The organism is Cryobacterium sp. TMT2-18-2, assembly GCF_004402245.1.
GTDB classification, from domain to species: Bacteria; Actinomycetota; Actinomycetes; order Actinomycetales; family Microbacteriaceae; genus Cryobacterium; species Cryobacterium sandaracinum.
In genome coordinates this window covers 29540-44523 of the sequence record NZ_SOFU01000021.1, presented here as the reverse complement: position 1 = coordinate 44523, position 14984 = coordinate 29540, and the positions used below count along the sequence as shown (strand labels likewise).

Sequence of the window (14984 nt, the reverse complement as noted above, 5' to 3'; positions counted from 1 at the left end):
ACTTTCTGCGCTCGGCCTGGCCATCCTTGGTCGCCGGCACCGTTGCCGGCATCACGGTCTCCACCTGAGACCACGGCGGCTGAGCTCAGCCGACCGAGTTGCTACTGAGGAAGCCCAGGAATTCCGCCGGGTCGGTCAGTCCGCCGTCGTAGACGCTGCCGTTCACGAGCACGGTCGGCGTGCCCCGGATCCGGGTGACCTCGGCATCCGCAATCATGCCGTTCAGGGCCTGCTCGGTGTTGGCCCGGGACCAGGCCTGGTACTCGCCGGCCGCGAGGCAGTCGTCGATGTCGACGGGGTTGTCGACGAGGGCCGCGAGCTCCGAGTCGCCGAGCCCCGCGGAGTTCTCGGCGGGCTGGTTCGCGAACAGGGCCGCCTGGAAGGCGAGCAGGTTCTCCGGGTTGAGAGTGGCCTGGCAGGTCAGGGCGGCGGATGCCCTCGTCGAGTAGGCCGTTCCCTGCGAGACCCGGTCGAGGAAAGTGAGCGAGTGCAGCCGCAAGGTGATGGTCCCGTCAGTGGCGAGGACAGCCAGCTCGCCGCCGTTCGTCTCCTCAAACTGCCGGCAGTACGGGCACATCGGGTCGAAGTAGACGTCGACGAGCGCGGCGCCGGTGCCGACCGACAGGTAGCCGTCGTCGAAGTGGGCCGCGCCGACGGTGCCGGTGGGCAGGGCTTCCTGCGACGCATCCGCGTTCGCTTCATCCGTCTGCGGCTCGCTCGTGGACGAACTCCACGGCTGGTCGCCCACGGCTCCGTTCACGGCCGCCGCGATGAGCGGAATCACGGTCGCGGCGACGACGACGGCGATCACGAGCGCCAGGGTGGTGGCGGCGATGCCCACGTAGCCGAGAACGAGCCCGGTGATCGCCAGACCCCGGCCGCCTTCATGGGTACGCCTGATCTGCCCCAGGGCAAGGTGCCCGGTGATCACGGCCGCCAGGGAGACGAAGAACGCCGACACCAGGGAGATGATCGCCAGTGTGTTCGTCTTCGGCGCCGCCGGGAAGGGCGCCTGTCCGTAGGCTGGCGGATACGGCTCCGGGTCGCGGGGCGGTGCGGGCTCGGTGTTGGTCATGCGATCCCCCTGGCAGAACGGATTACGCGGATGGTGCGGTTTGGGCGATGCGCCCGAGGAGTCCGTTCACGAAGCCCGCCGAGTCATCCGTCGACAGGATTTTGGCGGCCTCGACCGCCTCGTCGATGGCGACAGCGTGCGGAACGGCGTCGTTGAAGAGGATCTCCCAGATACCGATGCGCAGGATGGCGCGATCGAGGACGGGCATGCGAGCCAGCGTCCAGCCCTGCGAGTACGTCTCGATGAGTTCGTCGATCTCCTCGCGGTGATCCACGACGCCGTCGATGATGTCCCGGGCGTAGAGCCAGGAGGCCATCCGGGCCGGCTCGCTCGCGGCGCGCTGCGCCTCGAGGGCGAGCGACTCCGGGATGGTGCTCTGCCGCACGTCTGCGGCATACAGGATGTCGATCGCACGCTTGCGCGCCTTGGTTCGAGCGCTCACTAGTTGACGCGGCCCAGGTAATCCCCGGTGCGGGTGTCGACCTTGACTCGGGTGCCCTGCTCGAGGAACAGGGGAACCTGGATCTGGAAGCCCGTTTCGACGGTGGCCGGCTTGGTACCGCCGGTTGAGCGGTCGCCCTGAAGGCCCGGCTCGGTGTAGGTGATTTCGAGAACGACGGAGGCCGGCAGCTCGACGTAGAGGGGGTTGTCGTTGTGCAGGGCGATCGTCACGTTCTGGTTCTCAAGCATGAAGTTGACGGCGTCGCCCACAACGACGGCCGGTACGTGCAGCTGATCGAAATCGGACACGTCCATGAAGACGTAGGAGTCGCCGTCCGCGTACAGATACTGGAAGTCCTGGCGGTCGACGTTCTCGGTCTCGATCTTCGCGCCGGCGTTGAAGGTGCGGTCGACGGTCTTGCCCGTCACGACGTTCTTCAGCTTGGTGCGGACGAAGGCGCCGCCCTTGCCCGGCTTGACGTGCTGGAAATCGGTGACTGCCCACAACTGGCCATCGATGTTGAGCACGACGCCATTCCGGATATCGGCGGTTGATGCCATGAAAATGTGTTCCGTTCACTGGGTTCAATTAGAAAGGTGCGCGGCCGAATCGGCCATCAACGAGTGTAGTTGCCCGCAGCCCGCGCACCAAAGGCGCGAGACCCGGCCGGTCAGGCGGTCGCCGGCACCGACCTCGCGATGAAGTCCAGGGCCAGACGGTAGGAATCGAAGCCGAACCCGGCGATCACCCCGGTGGCCACGGCGCTGACGACGCTCGTGTGGCGGAACGTTTCCCGGGCGTGCGGGTTGGACAGGTGTACCTCGACCAGGGTGACGCCGGCCTTCGTCACGAGAGCGGCGGCATCCCGCAGCGCGTAACTGTAGTGCGTGAACGCCGCCGGGTTCAGGATGACAGGAAGGCGCTCGTCGACGGCCTCGTACAGCCAATGGATGAGCTCGGCCTCGTCATCCGTCTGGCGCACGTCGACCGTCATCCCCGCCGGGGCGGCCCGCGTCAGCATCGTGCGCAGCTGATCGAGGTCGGCCGACCCGTAAACGTCGGGTTCGCGACTGCCGAGCCGCCCCAGGTTCGGGCCGTTCAGAACGAGAACTGTACTCATTCCCACAGCCTAAGGGAGGACGCGGACGCCGAGGGCCAGGGCAGGATCAGGGCAGGATCGGCCCGACCGAGATCATCACGCAGTACACCAGGATCATCACCAGCGAGTAGCGGAACATCCGCCTGGCCCAGGTGGCGGGATCGGCGGCGCGCAGGCCGATGACACCCAGCCAGATCCAATATGCGCCGAGCACGCCCATGACCGCCGTGTAGGCGTAGCCCACGTAGCCGAATACCGACAAGAGGAGGGTGGAGACAACGAATCCGACCGTGTAGACGAGGATCTGAACTGTGGTGTTCGGGACGCCCCGCACCACGGAGATGACGGGGACGCCGGCGCGGGCATATTCGTCGTGGCGGTAGATGGCGATGGAGTAGAACTCAGGCATCTGCCAGAGGAACACGGCCAGGAAGGCGAGCACGGCTGCGATGTCGATGGCGCCGGTGACGGCGACGTAGCCGGCCAGGATGGGCGCTGCGCCCGAGACGCTGCCGACCAGGGTGCCGTGGATCGACATGCGCTTGGACAGCATGCCGTACAGCACGACATAGACGAGGAAGCCGCCCAGGCCGACGGCGACGACGAGCCAGTTCGTCCAGGCGATGAGCGTCGCCATGCCGAAAACGAACAGCAGGCTTGAGAAGATGACCGCGTTCCGCACGCCGATGCGGCCGGTGACCGTGGCCCGCTTCTTCGTGCGTTCCATCACCGTGTCGATGTCGCGGTCGAGCACGTTGTTGAGCACGGTGGCCGACGCAATCACGAGCGTGGTACCCAGGCAGAGCGCCGCGAACAGGAAAAGATCCACCTGGCCTCGGGCCGCGAGCAGAAAGCCCGCCGCGGCTGTCAACGCGTTGCCGTAGAGAACGCCGGGTTTGGTCAGGGAGTAGTACCGCGTGATCGTGTCACGGATGCCCGTGCCGTCGGCCCGGCCGGCGAGAGCCCCGTCGGTGCCGTCCACCCGATTGCGAACGAAGAATGGTACGCGCGCAGTCATGCGGAAAGGGTTCCCATCGGGTCGTCGGTCGTGGTCAATCATATGCCGCCGAATCTGTGCGCGACCCGTTCCGGCCGATTCACACTGGCACGCGCCGAGGTTCCTCTATCCGGCGCTGATCCCGGGCGGTAGGGTGTCGAAGCCGGTCGTTTGGTCGGCGCCAGGCCTAGGACAAGGGTGTGACATGGCCGGAAGATTCACAATCTATCGGGACCAGTCGGGCAACTACCGATTCTGTTTCTCAGCGGACAACGGGCAGAGCATCCCGTCGCCGGAGACCTATCGCACGGAGGACGAGGCACGGAAAAAGGTTGATTCTCTGCGCTCCAACGTCAGCCCACGCAGCCGCCGCACGCACTGAGGCCAGCACCTGTCTCCGCGACGTCATCCTCGTGGCGACAGGGGTGCATCCGTGTTCAGCTCACCCTGGCCCTGCAGCCGCCCAGCAGCGGTCGAATTGGCCCATCACGCGTCACGTCAGGGGAGAAATTGACAGACCACGAGAGCGCGGGTCGTCGGCCCCGCGCCGCCTGGCGCGGATCTGCGTCGGGTAGCGCCAACGCCCGCACACCACGGAGGCGTCGCGTCCTCCGGGACCTGCTCGTCATCCTGGTCACCGCCCTGGTCGTCTCGTTTCTGACCGAAGCCTTCCTGATCCGCACGTTCTATATCCCGACCGGATCGATGCAGGACACCCTGCAGATCGACGACCGCATCATCGTGAACGAGCTCGTCCCCGACGTCGTCGACATCGATCGCGGCGACATCGTCGTTTTCAGGGATCCCGGCGGATGGCTCGGTCCGGTCGAGCCGGCCCCGATCGAAGCAGGGAACACCGTTGTCGACGGCATCCAGTGGCTCGCCGGTGAGGTTGGCCTCCGGGTTCCTGATTCCGATGACCACCTCGTCAAACGCGTCATCGGCCTCCCCGGCGACGATGTGGCCTGTTGCGACGCGCGGGCAGCACCACCGTCAACGGCGAGCCGATCACCGAGCCCTACCTCAAGCTGCCGCCCGGGGCCATCCGAACGTCGGACTACGACTTTTCCGTGACCGTGCCGGCCGGCGGTCTCTGGGTCGAGGGCGACAACCGTTACCACTCGGCGGACAGCCGGCTGCACACGGACACACCCGGCAACGGATTCGTGCCCGTCTCTGATGTGGTCGGCCGAGCGTTCGTGATCAACTGGCCGCTCAGCCACTGGTCCTGGCTCGGCGGCTGACCCGCCGCCCCCGCCCCGCGGCCTGACCACGGGATCGGTCGCCGCCGCGGTCGTCCTCGTCCTCGGCGCGTTCATGGCAGCCCTGCGCCGCTAGCGAGGAGGCGCGTTCACCTTGGGCGGCCGGCCCTGGGCCAGGAGTGCCGCCGGGGACTCTCCGGCGGACGACCAGGGTCCCTCCCATCCGATCACGGCGAAAGCCGAGGTCGGCAGGGACACGGTCGTGCCGGCGAGAGCGGTGGCCAGATCCTCGAGGCCGGGATTGTGGCCCACCAGGACGACGGTGTGCGCGGAGCCCGGCAGCGCCCGAATAATGCTCTGCAGTTCGCCGGCCGAGGTGGCGTACACGGCTTGGTCGATACGGATCGGCGGAGCGCTCTCGAACTCGGCCGCCACGAGGTCCCAGGTGGCCCGAGCGCGCTCCGCCGGTGACACGACCGCGAGATCGATACGGTAGCCGCCGTGGGACAGCCACGCTCCGGTGAGCGGCGCCTGCCGTACCCCACGTTTTGCCAGCGGCCGGTCGACGTCGGCCTGGCCGCCCGCCCAGTCCGACTTGGCGTGCCGCAACAGGATCAGGGTGCGTTCAGACATCGACCGGCCCCGCGTCCACCCGGCCGGCAACACAGGCGTTGACACTTTCGAATCGCTCACCGCTGATCATCATCCTGTCAGTCTGCCACTGCATCCGCGACGGTGGCCGGCAGTTCGCAGACGCCCTCGTCGTGGGCGACGAACATGCCCGTGATGCGCACCACTTTGCCGAATGATTCGACGAGTTCCCGGGCCCAGGCCCGGTCGGGCGCGGTCAGCGCCGCGGTGCCCGGTCGCTCGAGGGTGAGGATGACGCTGCCGCCCGGGCCGTGCTCGGACAGGAGCCGGACGACCGCCGCGGCCATGTCGGCGGCACCGCCGGGTTTCGGACGGAGCGGGATGTCGTCGACCGGGATCAGCAGGGGAATCTGCCGCCCGCAGGCGTCGAGCAGCATGAACCAGAGCTGGCGGCTAATCGCGTGGCCGACGAGGTCGGCCACCCGGACTTGCGCCTGCTCGGTCGTGGTCACTGGGGCAGCGTCTTCGACGCGCAGAGGGGTTGTCATGCCACCCAGACTGGACGCGCGGACATCCGTCGCGGTCCCCGTCCACGAGGCCGGGCCCGGGAGGGAGCGGTGGAGGAGAGGACTCCGTGGGCACGGACTACTCGGACGAGTCCATCAGCCGGGAGCGCAGCAGGAACCGCACACCGCGCGGCGCTTCGACGGAGAATCCGCCGCCGCGGCCGGTTACGACGTCGACCGTGAGGAAGGTGTGGCTCCAGTAGTCGAACTGTTCGGCCGACATCCAGAAGTCGAGCGGCTGCGCGGCCTCTCCCGGTGAGGCGATGTCGAGGCGGCCGAGGAGTACGTCCCGGTCCGAGGTGATGAATTCGCCGTCCGGATAGCACATGGGCGAGGAGCCGTCGCAGCAGCCCCCGGACTGGTGGAACATCAGTGGACCGTGTTCGTCCCAGAGGCTGCGGAGCAGCTCGACCGCGACGGCGGTGAGCGCCACCCGCGGAATCATCTCCCCCGGGATGGTGATCGATGCGGTGACGCCTTTCTCCGGCATGGCCGTTCCCTTCTGGTTGAGGGCCGGGCCCGGGGGCCGCCGAGGATTCGTGTCTCGACGGCCCCTGGGCCTCGACCCCGGTGACGCGCTTCGTGTGGTCCGGCCTGTGCTCCAGCGCGGGCCGGACCGGCGCCGGAGTTTAAAAGAAGCCCAGGGCGTTCTCGCTGTAGGACACGAGCAGGTTCTTCGTCTGCTGGTAGGCGCTCAGCGCGAGCTTGTTGTTCTCCCGGCCGATGCCCGAGCTCTTGTAGCCACCGAACGACGCCCCCGCCGGGTAGGCGTGGTAGTTGTTCACCCAGACGCGGCCAGCCTAAATGTCCCGCCCGGCCCGGTAGGCGATGTTGCCGTTGCGGGACCAGACCCCGGCCCCGAGACCGTAGAGCGTGTCGTTGGCGATCGAGATGGCGTCGTCGTAGTCGGTGAAGCTCGTGACCGCGAGCACCGGGCCGAAGATCTCCTCCTGGAACAGGCGCATCTTGTTGTGTCCCTCGAAGATGGTGGGCTGCACATAGTAGCCTCCGCTCAGCTCACCGCCGAGGTCGACCCGCTCGCCGCCGATCGCCAGCTTCGCACCCTCCTGCTTGCCGATGTCGATGTAGGACAGGATTTTCTCAAGCTGGTCGTTACTGGATTGCGCGCCGACCTGGGTCGCGGTGTCGAGTGGGTTGCCCTGGATGACCTTGCGGGTGCGCTCGACGGCGTCGCTCAGGAAATCATCGTAGATCGGCTTCTGCAGCAACGCCCGGCTGGGCGCGGTGCACACCTCGCCCTGGTTGAACGCGAAGAGCACGAACCCTTCCAGGGCCTTGTCGTAGAACGCGTCCTTCTCCTGGGCGACGTCGCTGAAGAAGATGTTGGGGCTCTTCCCGCCGAGCTCCATGGTCGACGGGATGATGTTGGAGCTCGCGTACTGCATGATCAGACGCCCGGTCGAGGTCTCTCCCGTGAACGCGATCTTGCGGATACGATTGGACGATGCGAGCGGCTTGCCGGCCTCGATGCCGAAACCGTTGACGACGTTGAGCACTCCCGGCGGCAGCACGTCGCCGATCAGTTCGATCAGCACGAGGATCGACACCGGGGTCTGTTCGGCCGGTTTCAGCACGATCGCGTTGCCGGCGGCGAGGGCCGGGGCCAGCTTCCAGACGGCCATCAGGAGCGGAAAGTTCCACGGAATGATCTGCCCGACGACGCCGAGCGGCTCGTGGAACTGGTAGGAGACCATGTCGCCGCCCAGCTCGGCTTGGTCGCCATCCTGGGCGCGGATGGCGGCAGCGAAATAGCGGAAGTGGTCGGAACAGAGCGGGATGTCCGCGTTCAACGTCTCGCGCACCGGCTTGCCGTTCTCCCAGGTCTCGGCGACCGAGAGCAGGTCGAGGTTCGCATCGATGATGTCGGCGATCTTGTTGAGCACGGCCGCGCGCTCGGTCGACGAGGTCTTGCCCCACCCCGGCGCTGCCCTGTGCGCGGCGTCCAGGGCCTGTTCGATATCCTCCGCGGTGCCGCGGGCCACCTCGGCGAACGGCTTCCCGTTGACGGGCGAGATGTCTTCGAAGTACTGGCCCCTGACGGGCTTGACCCACTCGCCGCCGATCCAGTTCTCGTAGCGGGGTTTGAAGGTGACTAGGGCGCCCGGTGTTCCGGGGTTGGAATAGACGGTCATGATGTCTCCTCGTCGACGACGTTGTCGGTGCGGAACCGCGGGACGCGGACCTGGACCTTGATCCTAGGAAGGAGAACGTTGCCTCAGCGTTGCGGGATATTGCGGGCGGGGGCCGCGGAGCCGTCAGGGCGCAGCTCGTCCTCGATCCGGTTCAACCGGGCGACCACGGATGCCCGCTTCGGCGACCGCGCCGGTAGCAGTTCGAGGCACGCGCGCCAGACCTCAGCGTCGTAGGTGGCCTCGTCGGTGCGGGCGTATTCCAGCAGGAGTTCAGCGGACGCGTCGCTGAGCATGGCCTGCCGCAGCCGCGCAGAGATCTCGGCGCGGATCTGGACGATTCCGGGCGCGGTCGAGCTCGGTAGCACGGGCCCCCGGTAAGCCCCCAACGCCACTCGGTGCGCGCCGCGCTCCAGGGATGCCAGCACCCGCTGGGCGTCCAGTTCGACGGACGTCTCGAGCCGGTAGGGCCGGGAGGCGATGCCGATACGGGGGCTGGTCTGCTCGAGCACCCTGCGCAGCCGCACCATCTCGGCCCGCAGGTTGTCGACCGCGGTGGTTTGGTCGGTGAGCAGCAGCGAGAGCCGGTCGGCGGAGAGCCCGTCCCGGTTCCACGCCAGCAGGGTGAGGATCTCGGCGTGCCGGGGGCTGATCTCCACCGGGCCACCGGCGTTGTCGAGCCGACCGTGGTCACGGCCGTGCAACTCCACGGATGCGCCAACTGGTTGAACTGCTCGGCCCGCTGAATCTGGATTCCGTGATCGAGGGCCAGGGCCGTGCCCGGCGCGCTCGTGCCGACCCGGCGCTCGGACCAGTCCGACCCCTCGACGAACAGCATCCCCTCCGCCTTGCTCCGCACGGTTCGGTCACCGTCGATCCAGAGCAGACGGCCGAACGCGTCACCGATGGCCACGATCAGGCCGGAGTGGAAGGCGTGCCGGATGAGCAGGTTGTGTACGACCGGGAGCACGGCGGCCAGCGGATGCCGGTCGCGCAGCTCGCGTAGCTCGTCGGAGCTGAGTTCGTGTTCGGGGACGAGCCTCAGCGGATCAAGGCTGAGGGCGAGGGCGAGCGACCGTTGCCAGGACTCCTGCACCAGTTTGCGCACGCCCGGACCGATGAACCGTTCCGTGACTGCCGCCTCATGGGCCGCCGCCAGGTCCGCAAGTCTCCGCCGCCGCTCTCGCCGGCCGCACGGACGATCCACGGACTCGTCATGTAACCTCCGAACAGGTCCGGTCAGCGGCGATCGGCTGCCCCGGTCTGGGAATTAGTCTAGGCCCACCGATGCGGCGCGAATGGTTAGGAGCCGATCTCCTGGTAGGCGGCGAACAGCAACGACGAGTCCGGTCCTTCGAGCACGGTCGGCTTCCCGATGTCGTCGAGCACGATAAATCGCAGCATGCCGCTTCGGGTCTTCTTGTCGCGCTGCATGGTGGCGAGCAGGGTGCTCCAGCGGCCGACCGGGTAGGTGGTGGGCAGGGTGAGCGATTCGAGGATGCGACGGTGCCGGTCGACGGCCTCGTCCGAGAGCCGACCGCTCAGCCTGGCGACCTCCGCCGCGAACATCATGCCGACGGCGACGGCCGCCCCGTGCCGCCAGCCGTAGCGTTCGGCGTGCTCGACGGCGTGGCCGAGGGTGTGCCCGTAGTTCAGAATCTCACGCAGGCCGGACTCCCTGAAGTCTTCCCCCACGACCCGGGCCTTCATCCCGATCGCGAGTTCGAGCACGCGCCGGAACTGCGGGGAGTGCGGGTCGGTGACGGCCGTGACATCCGCTTCGACGATGTCCAGGATCTCGGGCAGCTGGATGAACCCGGCCTTCACGATCTCGGCGAAGCCGGCCAGGATCTCGTTGCGCGGCAGGTCGTCGAGCACGTCCAGGTCGCAGATGACGGCGGCGGGCGCGTAGAAGGTGCCGACAAGGTTCTTGCCCTCGGCGGTGTTGATGCCGTTCTTGCCGCCGACGGCGGCGTCGACCATGCCGAGCACGCTGGTCGGGATCTGCACCAGGCGCACACCGCGGAGCCAGGTCGCGGCGACGAAGCCGGCCAGGTCGGTGACGGCGCCGCCGCCGAAGCCGATCACGGCATCCGTTCGACTGAAGTCCGCCTGGCCCATGACCTGCCAGCAGAACGCGGCCACCTCGACCCGCTTGGCAGCCTCGGCGTCGGGCACCTCGGCGATCAGCACCTCGAACCTGCCGAGCAGGCTCTCGCGCAGGGCGACGGCGCGGGCGCCCAGGTGTGAGGTGTGCACGATGAGCACCTTCGCCACCTTCGGGCCGAGCTGTTCGACGACGTCGTCGACGAGGCCGCGACCGATCAGAACGGGGTAGCTGTCGGCGCCGGCAACCGTGATGATGGTGGTGGCGGGCTCGGTGGCGGGCTCGCGGTTGGGCTCGGTGGTGGTCTCGGTTGCGGGCTCGGTGGAATCAGGCACAGGTGCTCCGGTCATGATCTTTTCTTGGTCCATTTCACGACGTCATCAGCGATGGCGTCCAGGGGACGGTGCGAGGTGTCGAAACGGATGCCGGCCAGCGCCTCATAGATCGGGCGCCGGAGGCCGTAGATGCGCTTCCAATCGGCGATGCCGCCCGTGAGCAGCGGCCGTTTCGCCCCGCCGATCCGGGCGCCGACGGCTCGAGCGGACACGCTCAGGTACACCACGGAGCACCCGGCAAGGTCGGCCTGGGTCTCCGCGTCGAGCACGGCTCCCCCGCCGAGCGAGACCACGGCCTGCTCGGTGAGGGCCTGCACCACGGCCTGGCGTTCAAGCACCCGGAAGTGCTCTTCACCGTGCTGCGCGAAAATGTCCGTGATCGGCCCGTGCAGGGCGATGATGCGGTGGTCGGTGTCGATGAACGGCACCTCGAGGGACTTCGCCACTCTCCGGCCGATCTTGGTCTTGCCGGCGGCCATGGGACCGATGAAGACGAGGGGCAGGATAGGATGCGACGGCGCGGCCATTGTGGTTCTCCGGCGCCTCTACAGGGAAGCGTCGCTGGACGCGCCCGTCTGGAGATTCGCCGGAATGTCGGCCAGGTAGGAATCCAGGTTGCGGCGCGTTTCCACGATGGAGTCACCACCGAACTTCTCCAGGACCGAGTTCGCGAGCACCAGAGCGACCATGGCCTCCGCGACCACGCCGGCGGCCGGCACTGCACAGACATCCGACCGTTGGTGGTGCGCGGGGGCAGCCTCGCTCGTGGCCACGTCAACCGTGCGGAGGGCGCGCGGGATGGTGGAGATGGGCTTCATGCCGGCGCGCACGCGCAACACTGTTCCGGTGCTCATGCCGCCTTCGGTGCCGCCGGCCCGGTCGCTGACCCGCTGGATGCGACCGTCGGCCTGCACAAGCTCGTCGTGCGCCTCCGAGCCGCGCCGGGTGGTGGACAGGAAACCGTCCCCGACCTCGACCCCCTTGATGGCCTGGATGCCCATCAGCGCGGCCGCCAGCTGCGAATCGAGGCGGCGGTCCCAGTGCACGAACGACCCGAGTCCGGGAGGAAGGTTGTAGGCCAGCACCTCGACGACCCCTCCGAGGGTGTCGCCCTCCTTGTGGGCCAGGTCGACCTCGGCCACCATCCGGGCGGAGGTGACGGCGTCGAAGCAGCGCAGCGGGTCGGCGTCGAGAGCGTCGACGTCGCCGGGCAGCGGCAGCGGGGCGTCGACGGGCACGCGAACCGCCCCGATCGACAGGGTGTGGCTGACGAGGGTGATGCCGAGCTCGGCCAGGAACGACCGGGCGACGGCACCGAGCGCGACACGTGCCGCGGTCTCCCGGGCGCTGGCGCGCTCCAGTACCGGGCGGGCCTCGCCGAAGCCGTACTTCTGCATGCCGACCAGATCGGCGTGGCCGGGCCGGGGACGGGTCAGGGGGGCGCCGCGGCCGCGCGCGGACGCGGTCTCCACCGGTGCGGGGCTCATCACCTCGGCCCACTTGGGCCATTCGGTGTTGCCGATCCGCAGGGCAACCGGTCCGCCCATGGTGAGGCCGTGGCGCACGCCGCCGGAAATATTCAGTTCGTCCTGCTCGAACTTCTGGCGCGCGCCTCGGCCGTAGCCGAGTTTGCGGCGCGCAAGATCACGGCGGATCGCATCTAGGGTGACCGGGATTCCAGCGGGCAAACCTTCGACAATGGCGATGAGTTCGGGGCCGTGGGACTCTCCGGCGGTGAGCCAACGAAGCATGACCACTATCCTGTCACAGCCTTCCCGGTCAGGGCGCCGCGCATGGCGTGCAGCACCACGTCCTCGTTCGGCAGCGGTTCGAACGGGTCGCCGGAGACGAAGATGCGCACCTGGATCAGGGCCTGGTGCAGCAGCATCCCCTCTCCGGACACCGCGGTGCCGCCCGCCGACGACCAGGACCGGGCGAGGGCGCTGGGCCAGGGGGAATAACTCACGTCGAACAGGAGCGCCTGCCGGCGCAGCCCGGCGGGAAACTCGGCGCCCGGGTCGCTGCCCCCGGGCAGGGTGCTGATCACCAGCTCGCTGACGCGGGCAGGGTCGGGCAGGTCGGTGAGCGGGTAGGCCCGTACCACGACCCCGAGGCTCTGCCCCAGTTCGACCAGATCGGCCGCCTTCGCCGGGGTGCGCACGAGCACGTCGACCAGCTCCGCCCCCAGCTCAGCCGCTGCGACCAGGGCGGATGCCGCGGTGGCTCCGGCGCCGAGCAGGCACACGTGCACCGCGCGGTGCACTCCGGCTTCGGCGAGGGCACGCACCAGGCCGGTGACGTCCGTGTTGAAACCCTGCAACGTGCGCCGGCCGTCGACTTCACCGAATAGCACCGTGTTGACGGAGCCGGTCTGAGCGGCGACCCGGTCGATGCCGTCGAGCTGCGCCTGGACCTCGTGCTTGAGGGGCATCGTGAGGGAGAGGCCGCGCCAGTCTGCGCCCAGGGACGCGAGGAAGTCCGGCAGTCCGCCCGCCGGCACCCGCACGGCGTCGTAGCGCCAGTCCAGGCCGAGCGCCTGGTACGCGGCCCGGTGCAGTGCCGGGGAGAGGGAATGATCGATGGGCGAGCCCAGCACCGCAAGGCGACGCACGCGGACAGGGTCAAGGGTGGGGGCCGGCACGGATGCTTCGGGCTCAACCATATTCGGGGTTCTCTTCCATCCAGGCCAGCCATTTGTTCACGGCGGCGTCGTGTTCCGCGATCGTGGTGGAGAAGATTGTCTCCCCCGTGTCGAGGTTCCAGGACACGAAGTACAGCCAGGTACCGTCGGCGGGGTTCACGGCGGCGTCGATCGCGATGTCGCCGGGGTTCGAGATCGGCCCCACGGGAAGCCCGGGGTGCACATAAGTGTTGAAGGCGTTGACGGCGTCGACGCGTTCGGCATCCGTTGTCTTCACCCGGTCGGTCGCCCCGGTCCCGTAGGCCACGGTAGCGTCGGACTGCAGGAGCCCGCTCTGCCACTGCGCCGGGTCGAGCCGGTTCAGGAACACGCGCGAGACCTTGTAGAAATCCTCCGTCAGCCCCGCTTCGCGTTGGATCAGGGCCGCGAGAACGATGGTCTTCCAGCGGTTCTCGGGCGCGACCCCGGCAGCGTCGAGAGCCTCGAACTGTCGGTCGACGAGCGTGCGGATGGCCTCGGGCGCCGTGGTCTCCGGGGGGAACGTGTAGGTGGCCGGGAACAGGAACCCCTCGAGGGTGGTTGCCTCGCCCGGCAGGCCGTAGGGCTCGACGTCGGCGGCCGCAGCCTCGAGATCGGCCAAGGGAATGCTGGTGCCCTCGCTGATCAGCTGGAGCACCGAGGCGGTCGTGGTCCCCTCGGGTATCACCACGGTCTGTTCTAGCTTGTTGTCCGGGTCGAGCAGGGCGTCGAGGGCGGCTCGGCCGCTCATCTTGCCGGCCAAACGGTAGGCGCCGGGCTGGAAGACGGGTGCCGGGCTCTCCGCGCGGAGCACCTCGTAGAACGCGTCGTAGCTCTTCACCACGTCCTGGGCGACGAGGGAGTTCGCGACGTCCTGACCGGTTTCACCGTCGTGGATCATCACGATGACCTCGTCGTCTCCGGCGCCGTCGTAGTCCGCCGGGCCCTGCACCATGCCGATCACGGCACCGATCGGCTCCTGGAGCAGGACGGCGGCGGCACCGGCGAGTCCGGCCAGGATCAGGAAGACGATCAGGCAGCCCCAGGCGCCCCGGCGGCCCTTCTTCTGCGGCACCGGAGCGGAGTCCAGCAGGGCGCGACGACTGGACCGGGTGCCTTCGCCCCGTGACTCACGGATGGCCCGACGCGAACTGAGAGGGTCCGCCGGGTCGATGGGGCTTGTCGGGTCGCCCGGCTCGGCCGGGGCTCCGGTGCTGTCGGCGGGAGGGGGTGTCATCGTTGAGGCTGCCCTTCATTCGGTGCGGCAGCTGGTGGGGGCCCGGCTGGAAGCTGGTCGCGCACGAGTTCGACGGCGGTGCCGGCGGGCGTGCCGAGGGTGCGTTCGGTGTCGAGGGCGTGCTGGAGGATGATGACCGCGGCGACTTGGTCGATCACGGGTTTCTGGGTTTTGGCCTTCCGCCCCGCAGAGCGCAGGACCGACTGCGCCGCGACGGTGGAGAGACGCTCATCGACCAGGCGAACCGGAACGGTCAGGGACCGGGCCAGCAGTTCGGCGAATCCAACCGCATCGTTGGTCGACGCCGTGCGGTTGCCGGAGAGCGCGAGCGGCAACCCGACCACCACCTCAACGGCGTCGAGCTCGGCCACCACGGCCACGATCCGGGCCACGTCCAGGCTGCCGGAGTGGTCGCGGTGGACGGTCTCGACCGGGGTCGCCAGCAGGCCGTGCGCGTCGCTGCGGGCCAGGCCGATCCGGGCTTTCCCGACGTCGACTCCGACCCGCACACCGTGACGCATGGT

19 protein-coding genes and 1 pseudogene are annotated in these 14984 nt (G+C 68.3%); 4 read left to right on the top strand and 16 right to left on the bottom strand.

Annotated elements, in window-relative coordinates; translation table 11 throughout:
• Positions 1 to 85 precede the first annotated feature (85 nt).
• The 5 genes from E3O22_RS06760 to cyoE all read right to left on the bottom strand — a co-directional run bounded on the left by E3O22_RS06760 (position 86) and on the right by cyoE (position 3634).
• Positions 86 to 1075, bottom strand: a complete 990-nt coding sequence (locus tag E3O22_RS06760) for a DUF4190 domain-containing protein (RefSeq protein WP_134396124.1) — start codon at positions 1073 to 1075, stop codon at positions 86 to 88.
• Positions 1076 to 1097: 22 nt separating this feature from the next.
• A complete protein-coding gene (nusB, locus tag E3O22_RS06755; protein WP_104100510.1) occupies positions 1098 to 1517 on the bottom strand; it encodes a transcription antitermination factor NusB in 420 nt (139 codons plus the stop codon).
• Positions 1517 to 2077 (bottom strand): elongation factor P, encoded by a 561-nt coding sequence (gene efp, locus E3O22_RS06750; protein ID WP_134396125.1) that lies wholly within the window; start codon positions 2075 to 2077, stop codon positions 1517 to 1519. The genes nusB and efp overlap by 1 nt, the downstream gene beginning before the upstream one ends.
• A 110-nt stretch (positions 2078 to 2187) precedes the next feature.
• Positions 2188 to 2637 carry a type II 3-dehydroquinate dehydratase gene (locus tag E3O22_RS06745; protein WP_134396126.1) on the bottom strand — a complete coding sequence of 150 codons (450 nt, stop codon included), beginning with the start codon at positions 2635 to 2637 and terminating at the stop codon, positions 2188 to 2190.
• A 46-nt stretch (positions 2638 to 2683) separates the two neighbouring features.
• Positions 2684 to 3634, bottom strand: coding sequence for a heme o synthase (gene cyoE / locus E3O22_RS06740; RefSeq protein ID WP_166784584.1), 951 nt, complete (start codon positions 3632 to 3634; stop codon positions 2684 to 2686).
• Here cyoE and E3O22_RS16705 point away from each other — a divergent pair.
• The 3 genes from E3O22_RS16705 to lepB (E3O22_RS16290) all read left to right on the top strand — a co-directional run bounded on the left by E3O22_RS16705 (position 3549) and on the right by lepB (E3O22_RS16290) (position 4857).
• A complete protein-coding gene (locus E3O22_RS16705) occupies positions 3549 to 3995 on the top strand; it encodes a DUF1508 domain-containing protein (RefSeq protein WP_134396128.1) in 447 nt (148 codons plus the stop codon). The genes cyoE and E3O22_RS16705 overlap by 86 nt on opposite strands.
• A gap of 128 nt (positions 3996 to 4123) precedes the next feature.
• Positions 4124 to 4687 carry a signal peptidase I gene (lepB, locus tag E3O22_RS06730; RefSeq protein ID WP_241976545.1) on the top strand — a complete coding sequence of 188 codons (564 nt, stop codon included), beginning with the start codon at positions 4124 to 4126 and terminating at the stop codon, positions 4685 to 4687.
• A complete protein-coding gene (gene lepB / locus E3O22_RS16290; RefSeq protein ID WP_241976544.1) occupies positions 4582 to 4857 on the top strand; it encodes a signal peptidase I in 276 nt (91 codons plus the stop codon). Before lepB (E3O22_RS06730) ends, lepB (E3O22_RS16290) begins: the two co-directional genes overlap by 106 nt.
• A 90-nt stretch (positions 4858 to 4947) precedes the next feature.
• Here lepB (E3O22_RS16290) and E3O22_RS06725 read toward each other — a convergent pair whose 3' ends face one another.
• The 5 genes and pseudogenes from E3O22_RS06725 to E3O22_RS06705 all read right to left on the bottom strand — a co-directional run bounded on the left by E3O22_RS06725 (position 4948) and on the right by E3O22_RS06705 (position 8832).
• Positions 4948 to 5448 carry a histidine phosphatase family protein gene (locus tag E3O22_RS06725; protein ID WP_134396129.1) on the bottom strand — a complete coding sequence of 167 codons (501 nt, stop codon included), beginning with the start codon at positions 5446 to 5448 and terminating at the stop codon, positions 4948 to 4950.
• Positions 5449 to 5525: 77 nt separating this feature from the next.
• Positions 5526 to 5954 (bottom strand): hypothetical protein, encoded by a 429-nt coding sequence (locus E3O22_RS06720; RefSeq protein ID WP_134396130.1) that lies wholly within the window; start codon positions 5952 to 5954, stop codon positions 5526 to 5528.
• Between the two features lie 97 nt (positions 5955 to 6051).
• A complete protein-coding gene (locus tag E3O22_RS06715) occupies positions 6052 to 6462 on the bottom strand; it encodes a DUF779 domain-containing protein (protein ID WP_134396131.1) in 411 nt (136 codons plus the stop codon).
• Positions 6463 to 6601: 139 nt separating this feature from the next.
• Positions 6602 to 8125 (bottom strand): annotated as a pseudogene (locus tag E3O22_RS06710) (aldehyde dehydrogenase family protein).
• A gap of 83 nt (positions 8126 to 8208) precedes the next feature.
• Positions 8209 to 8832: a hypothetical protein gene (locus E3O22_RS06705; protein WP_134396132.1), complete on the bottom strand. Its 624-nt coding sequence runs from the start codon at positions 8830 to 8832 to the stop codon at positions 8209 to 8211.
• A gap of 2 nt (positions 8833 to 8834) precedes the next feature.
• On the opposite strand from E3O22_RS06705, the gene E3O22_RS06700 reads away from it, so the two are divergent.
• Positions 8835 to 9128: a hypothetical protein gene (locus E3O22_RS06700; protein ID WP_134396133.1), complete on the top strand. Its 294-nt coding sequence runs from the start codon at positions 8835 to 8837 to the stop codon at positions 9126 to 9128.
• A gap of 296 nt (positions 9129 to 9424) precedes the next feature.
• Here E3O22_RS06700 and aroB read toward each other — a convergent pair whose 3' ends face one another.
• Genes aroB through ruvX form a run of 6 tightly spaced genes read right to left on the bottom strand, consistent with a single transcriptional unit; the run spans position 9425 to position 14981 of the window.
• Complete coding sequence (gene aroB, locus E3O22_RS06695; protein WP_134396134.1) at positions 9425 to 10579, bottom strand: 3-dehydroquinate synthase; 1155 nt, start codon at positions 10577 to 10579, stop codon at positions 9425 to 9427.
• On the bottom strand, positions 10576 to 11091 hold the full coding sequence (locus E3O22_RS06690) for a shikimate kinase (protein WP_174722046.1): 516 nt from the start codon (positions 11089 to 11091) through the stop codon (positions 10576 to 10578). The genes aroB and E3O22_RS06690 overlap by 4 nt, the downstream gene beginning before the upstream one ends.
• A gap of 18 nt (positions 11092 to 11109) precedes the next feature.
• The gene (gene aroC / locus E3O22_RS06685) at positions 11110 to 12315 is read right to left on the bottom strand and encodes a chorismate synthase (protein WP_134396135.1); all 1206 of its coding nucleotides are present in this window, start codon (positions 12313 to 12315) and stop codon (positions 11110 to 11112) included.
• A gap of 5 nt (positions 12316 to 12320) precedes the next feature.
• Positions 12321 to 13226, bottom strand: coding sequence for a shikimate dehydrogenase (locus tag E3O22_RS06680; protein WP_134396136.1), 906 nt, complete (start codon positions 13224 to 13226; stop codon positions 12321 to 12323).
• On the bottom strand, positions 13219 to 14460 hold the full coding sequence (gene mltG, locus E3O22_RS06675) for an endolytic transglycosylase MltG (RefSeq protein WP_134396137.1): 1242 nt from the start codon (positions 14458 to 14460) through the stop codon (positions 13219 to 13221). Before mltG ends, E3O22_RS06680 begins: the two co-directional genes overlap by 8 nt.
• On the bottom strand, positions 14457 to 14981 hold the full coding sequence (ruvX, locus tag E3O22_RS06670) for a Holliday junction resolvase RuvX (protein ID WP_174720094.1): 525 nt from the start codon (positions 14979 to 14981) through the stop codon (positions 14457 to 14459). Before ruvX ends, mltG begins: the two co-directional genes overlap by 4 nt.
• Positions 14982 to 14984 lie beyond the last annotated feature (3 nt).

What these genes read in the sequence shown, in the direction of transcription:
- E3O22_RS06720 (WP_134396130.1), bottom strand. Translation starts at nt 5,954, where the DNA reads ATGACAACCCCTCTGCGCGTCGAAGACGCTGCCCCAGTGACCACGACC.
- efp (WP_134396125.1), bottom strand. Translation starts at nt 2,077, where the DNA reads ATGGCATCAACCGCCGATATCCGGAATGGCGTCGTGCTCAACATCGAT.
- mltG (WP_134396137.1), bottom strand. Translation starts at nt 14,460, where the DNA reads ATGACACCCCCTCCCGCCGACAGCACCGGAGCCCCGGCCGAGCCGGGC.
- E3O22_RS06690 (WP_174722046.1), bottom strand. Translation starts at nt 11,091, where the DNA reads ATGGCCGCGCCGTCGCATCCTATCCTGCCCCTCGTCTTCATCGGTCCC.
- aroB (WP_134396134.1), bottom strand. Translation starts at nt 10,579, where the DNA reads ATGACCGGAGCACCTGTGCCTGATTCCACCGAGCCCGCAACCGAGACC.
- cyoE (WP_166784584.1), bottom strand. Translation starts at nt 3,634, where the DNA reads ATGACTGCGCGCGTACCATTCTTCGTTCGCAATCGGGTGGACGGCACC.
- E3O22_RS06745 (WP_134396126.1), bottom strand. Translation starts at nt 2,637, where the DNA reads ATGAGTACAGTTCTCGTTCTGAACGGCCCGAACCTGGGGCGGCTCGGC.
- E3O22_RS06700 (WP_134396133.1), top strand. Translation starts at nt 8,835, where the DNA reads ATGCGCCAACTGGTTGAACTGCTCGGCCCGCTGAATCTGGATTCCGTG.
- E3O22_RS06680 (WP_134396136.1), bottom strand. Translation starts at nt 13,226, where the DNA reads ATGGTTGAGCCCGAAGCATCCGTGCCGGCCCCCACCCTTGACCCTGTC.
- aroC (WP_134396135.1), bottom strand. Translation starts at nt 12,315, where the DNA reads ATGCTTCGTTGGCTCACCGCCGGAGAGTCCCACGGCCCCGAACTCATC.
- E3O22_RS06715 (WP_134396131.1), bottom strand. Translation starts at nt 6,462, where the DNA reads ATGCCGGAGAAAGGCGTCACCGCATCGATCACCATCCCGGGGGAGATG.
- E3O22_RS06725 (WP_134396129.1), bottom strand. Translation starts at nt 5,448, where the DNA reads ATGTCTGAACGCACCCTGATCCTGTTGCGGCACGCCAAGTCGGACTGG.
- E3O22_RS06760 (WP_134396124.1), bottom strand. Translation starts at nt 1,075, where the DNA reads ATGACCAACACCGAGCCCGCACCGCCCCGCGACCCGGAGCCGTATCCG.
- E3O22_RS16705 (WP_134396128.1), top strand. Translation starts at nt 3,549, where the DNA reads ATGCCCGTGCCGTCGGCCCGGCCGGCGAGAGCCCCGTCGGTGCCGTCC.
- ruvX (WP_174720094.1), bottom strand. Translation starts at nt 14,981, where the DNA reads ATGCGTCACGGTGTGCGGGTCGGAGTCGACGTCGGGAAAGCCCGGATC.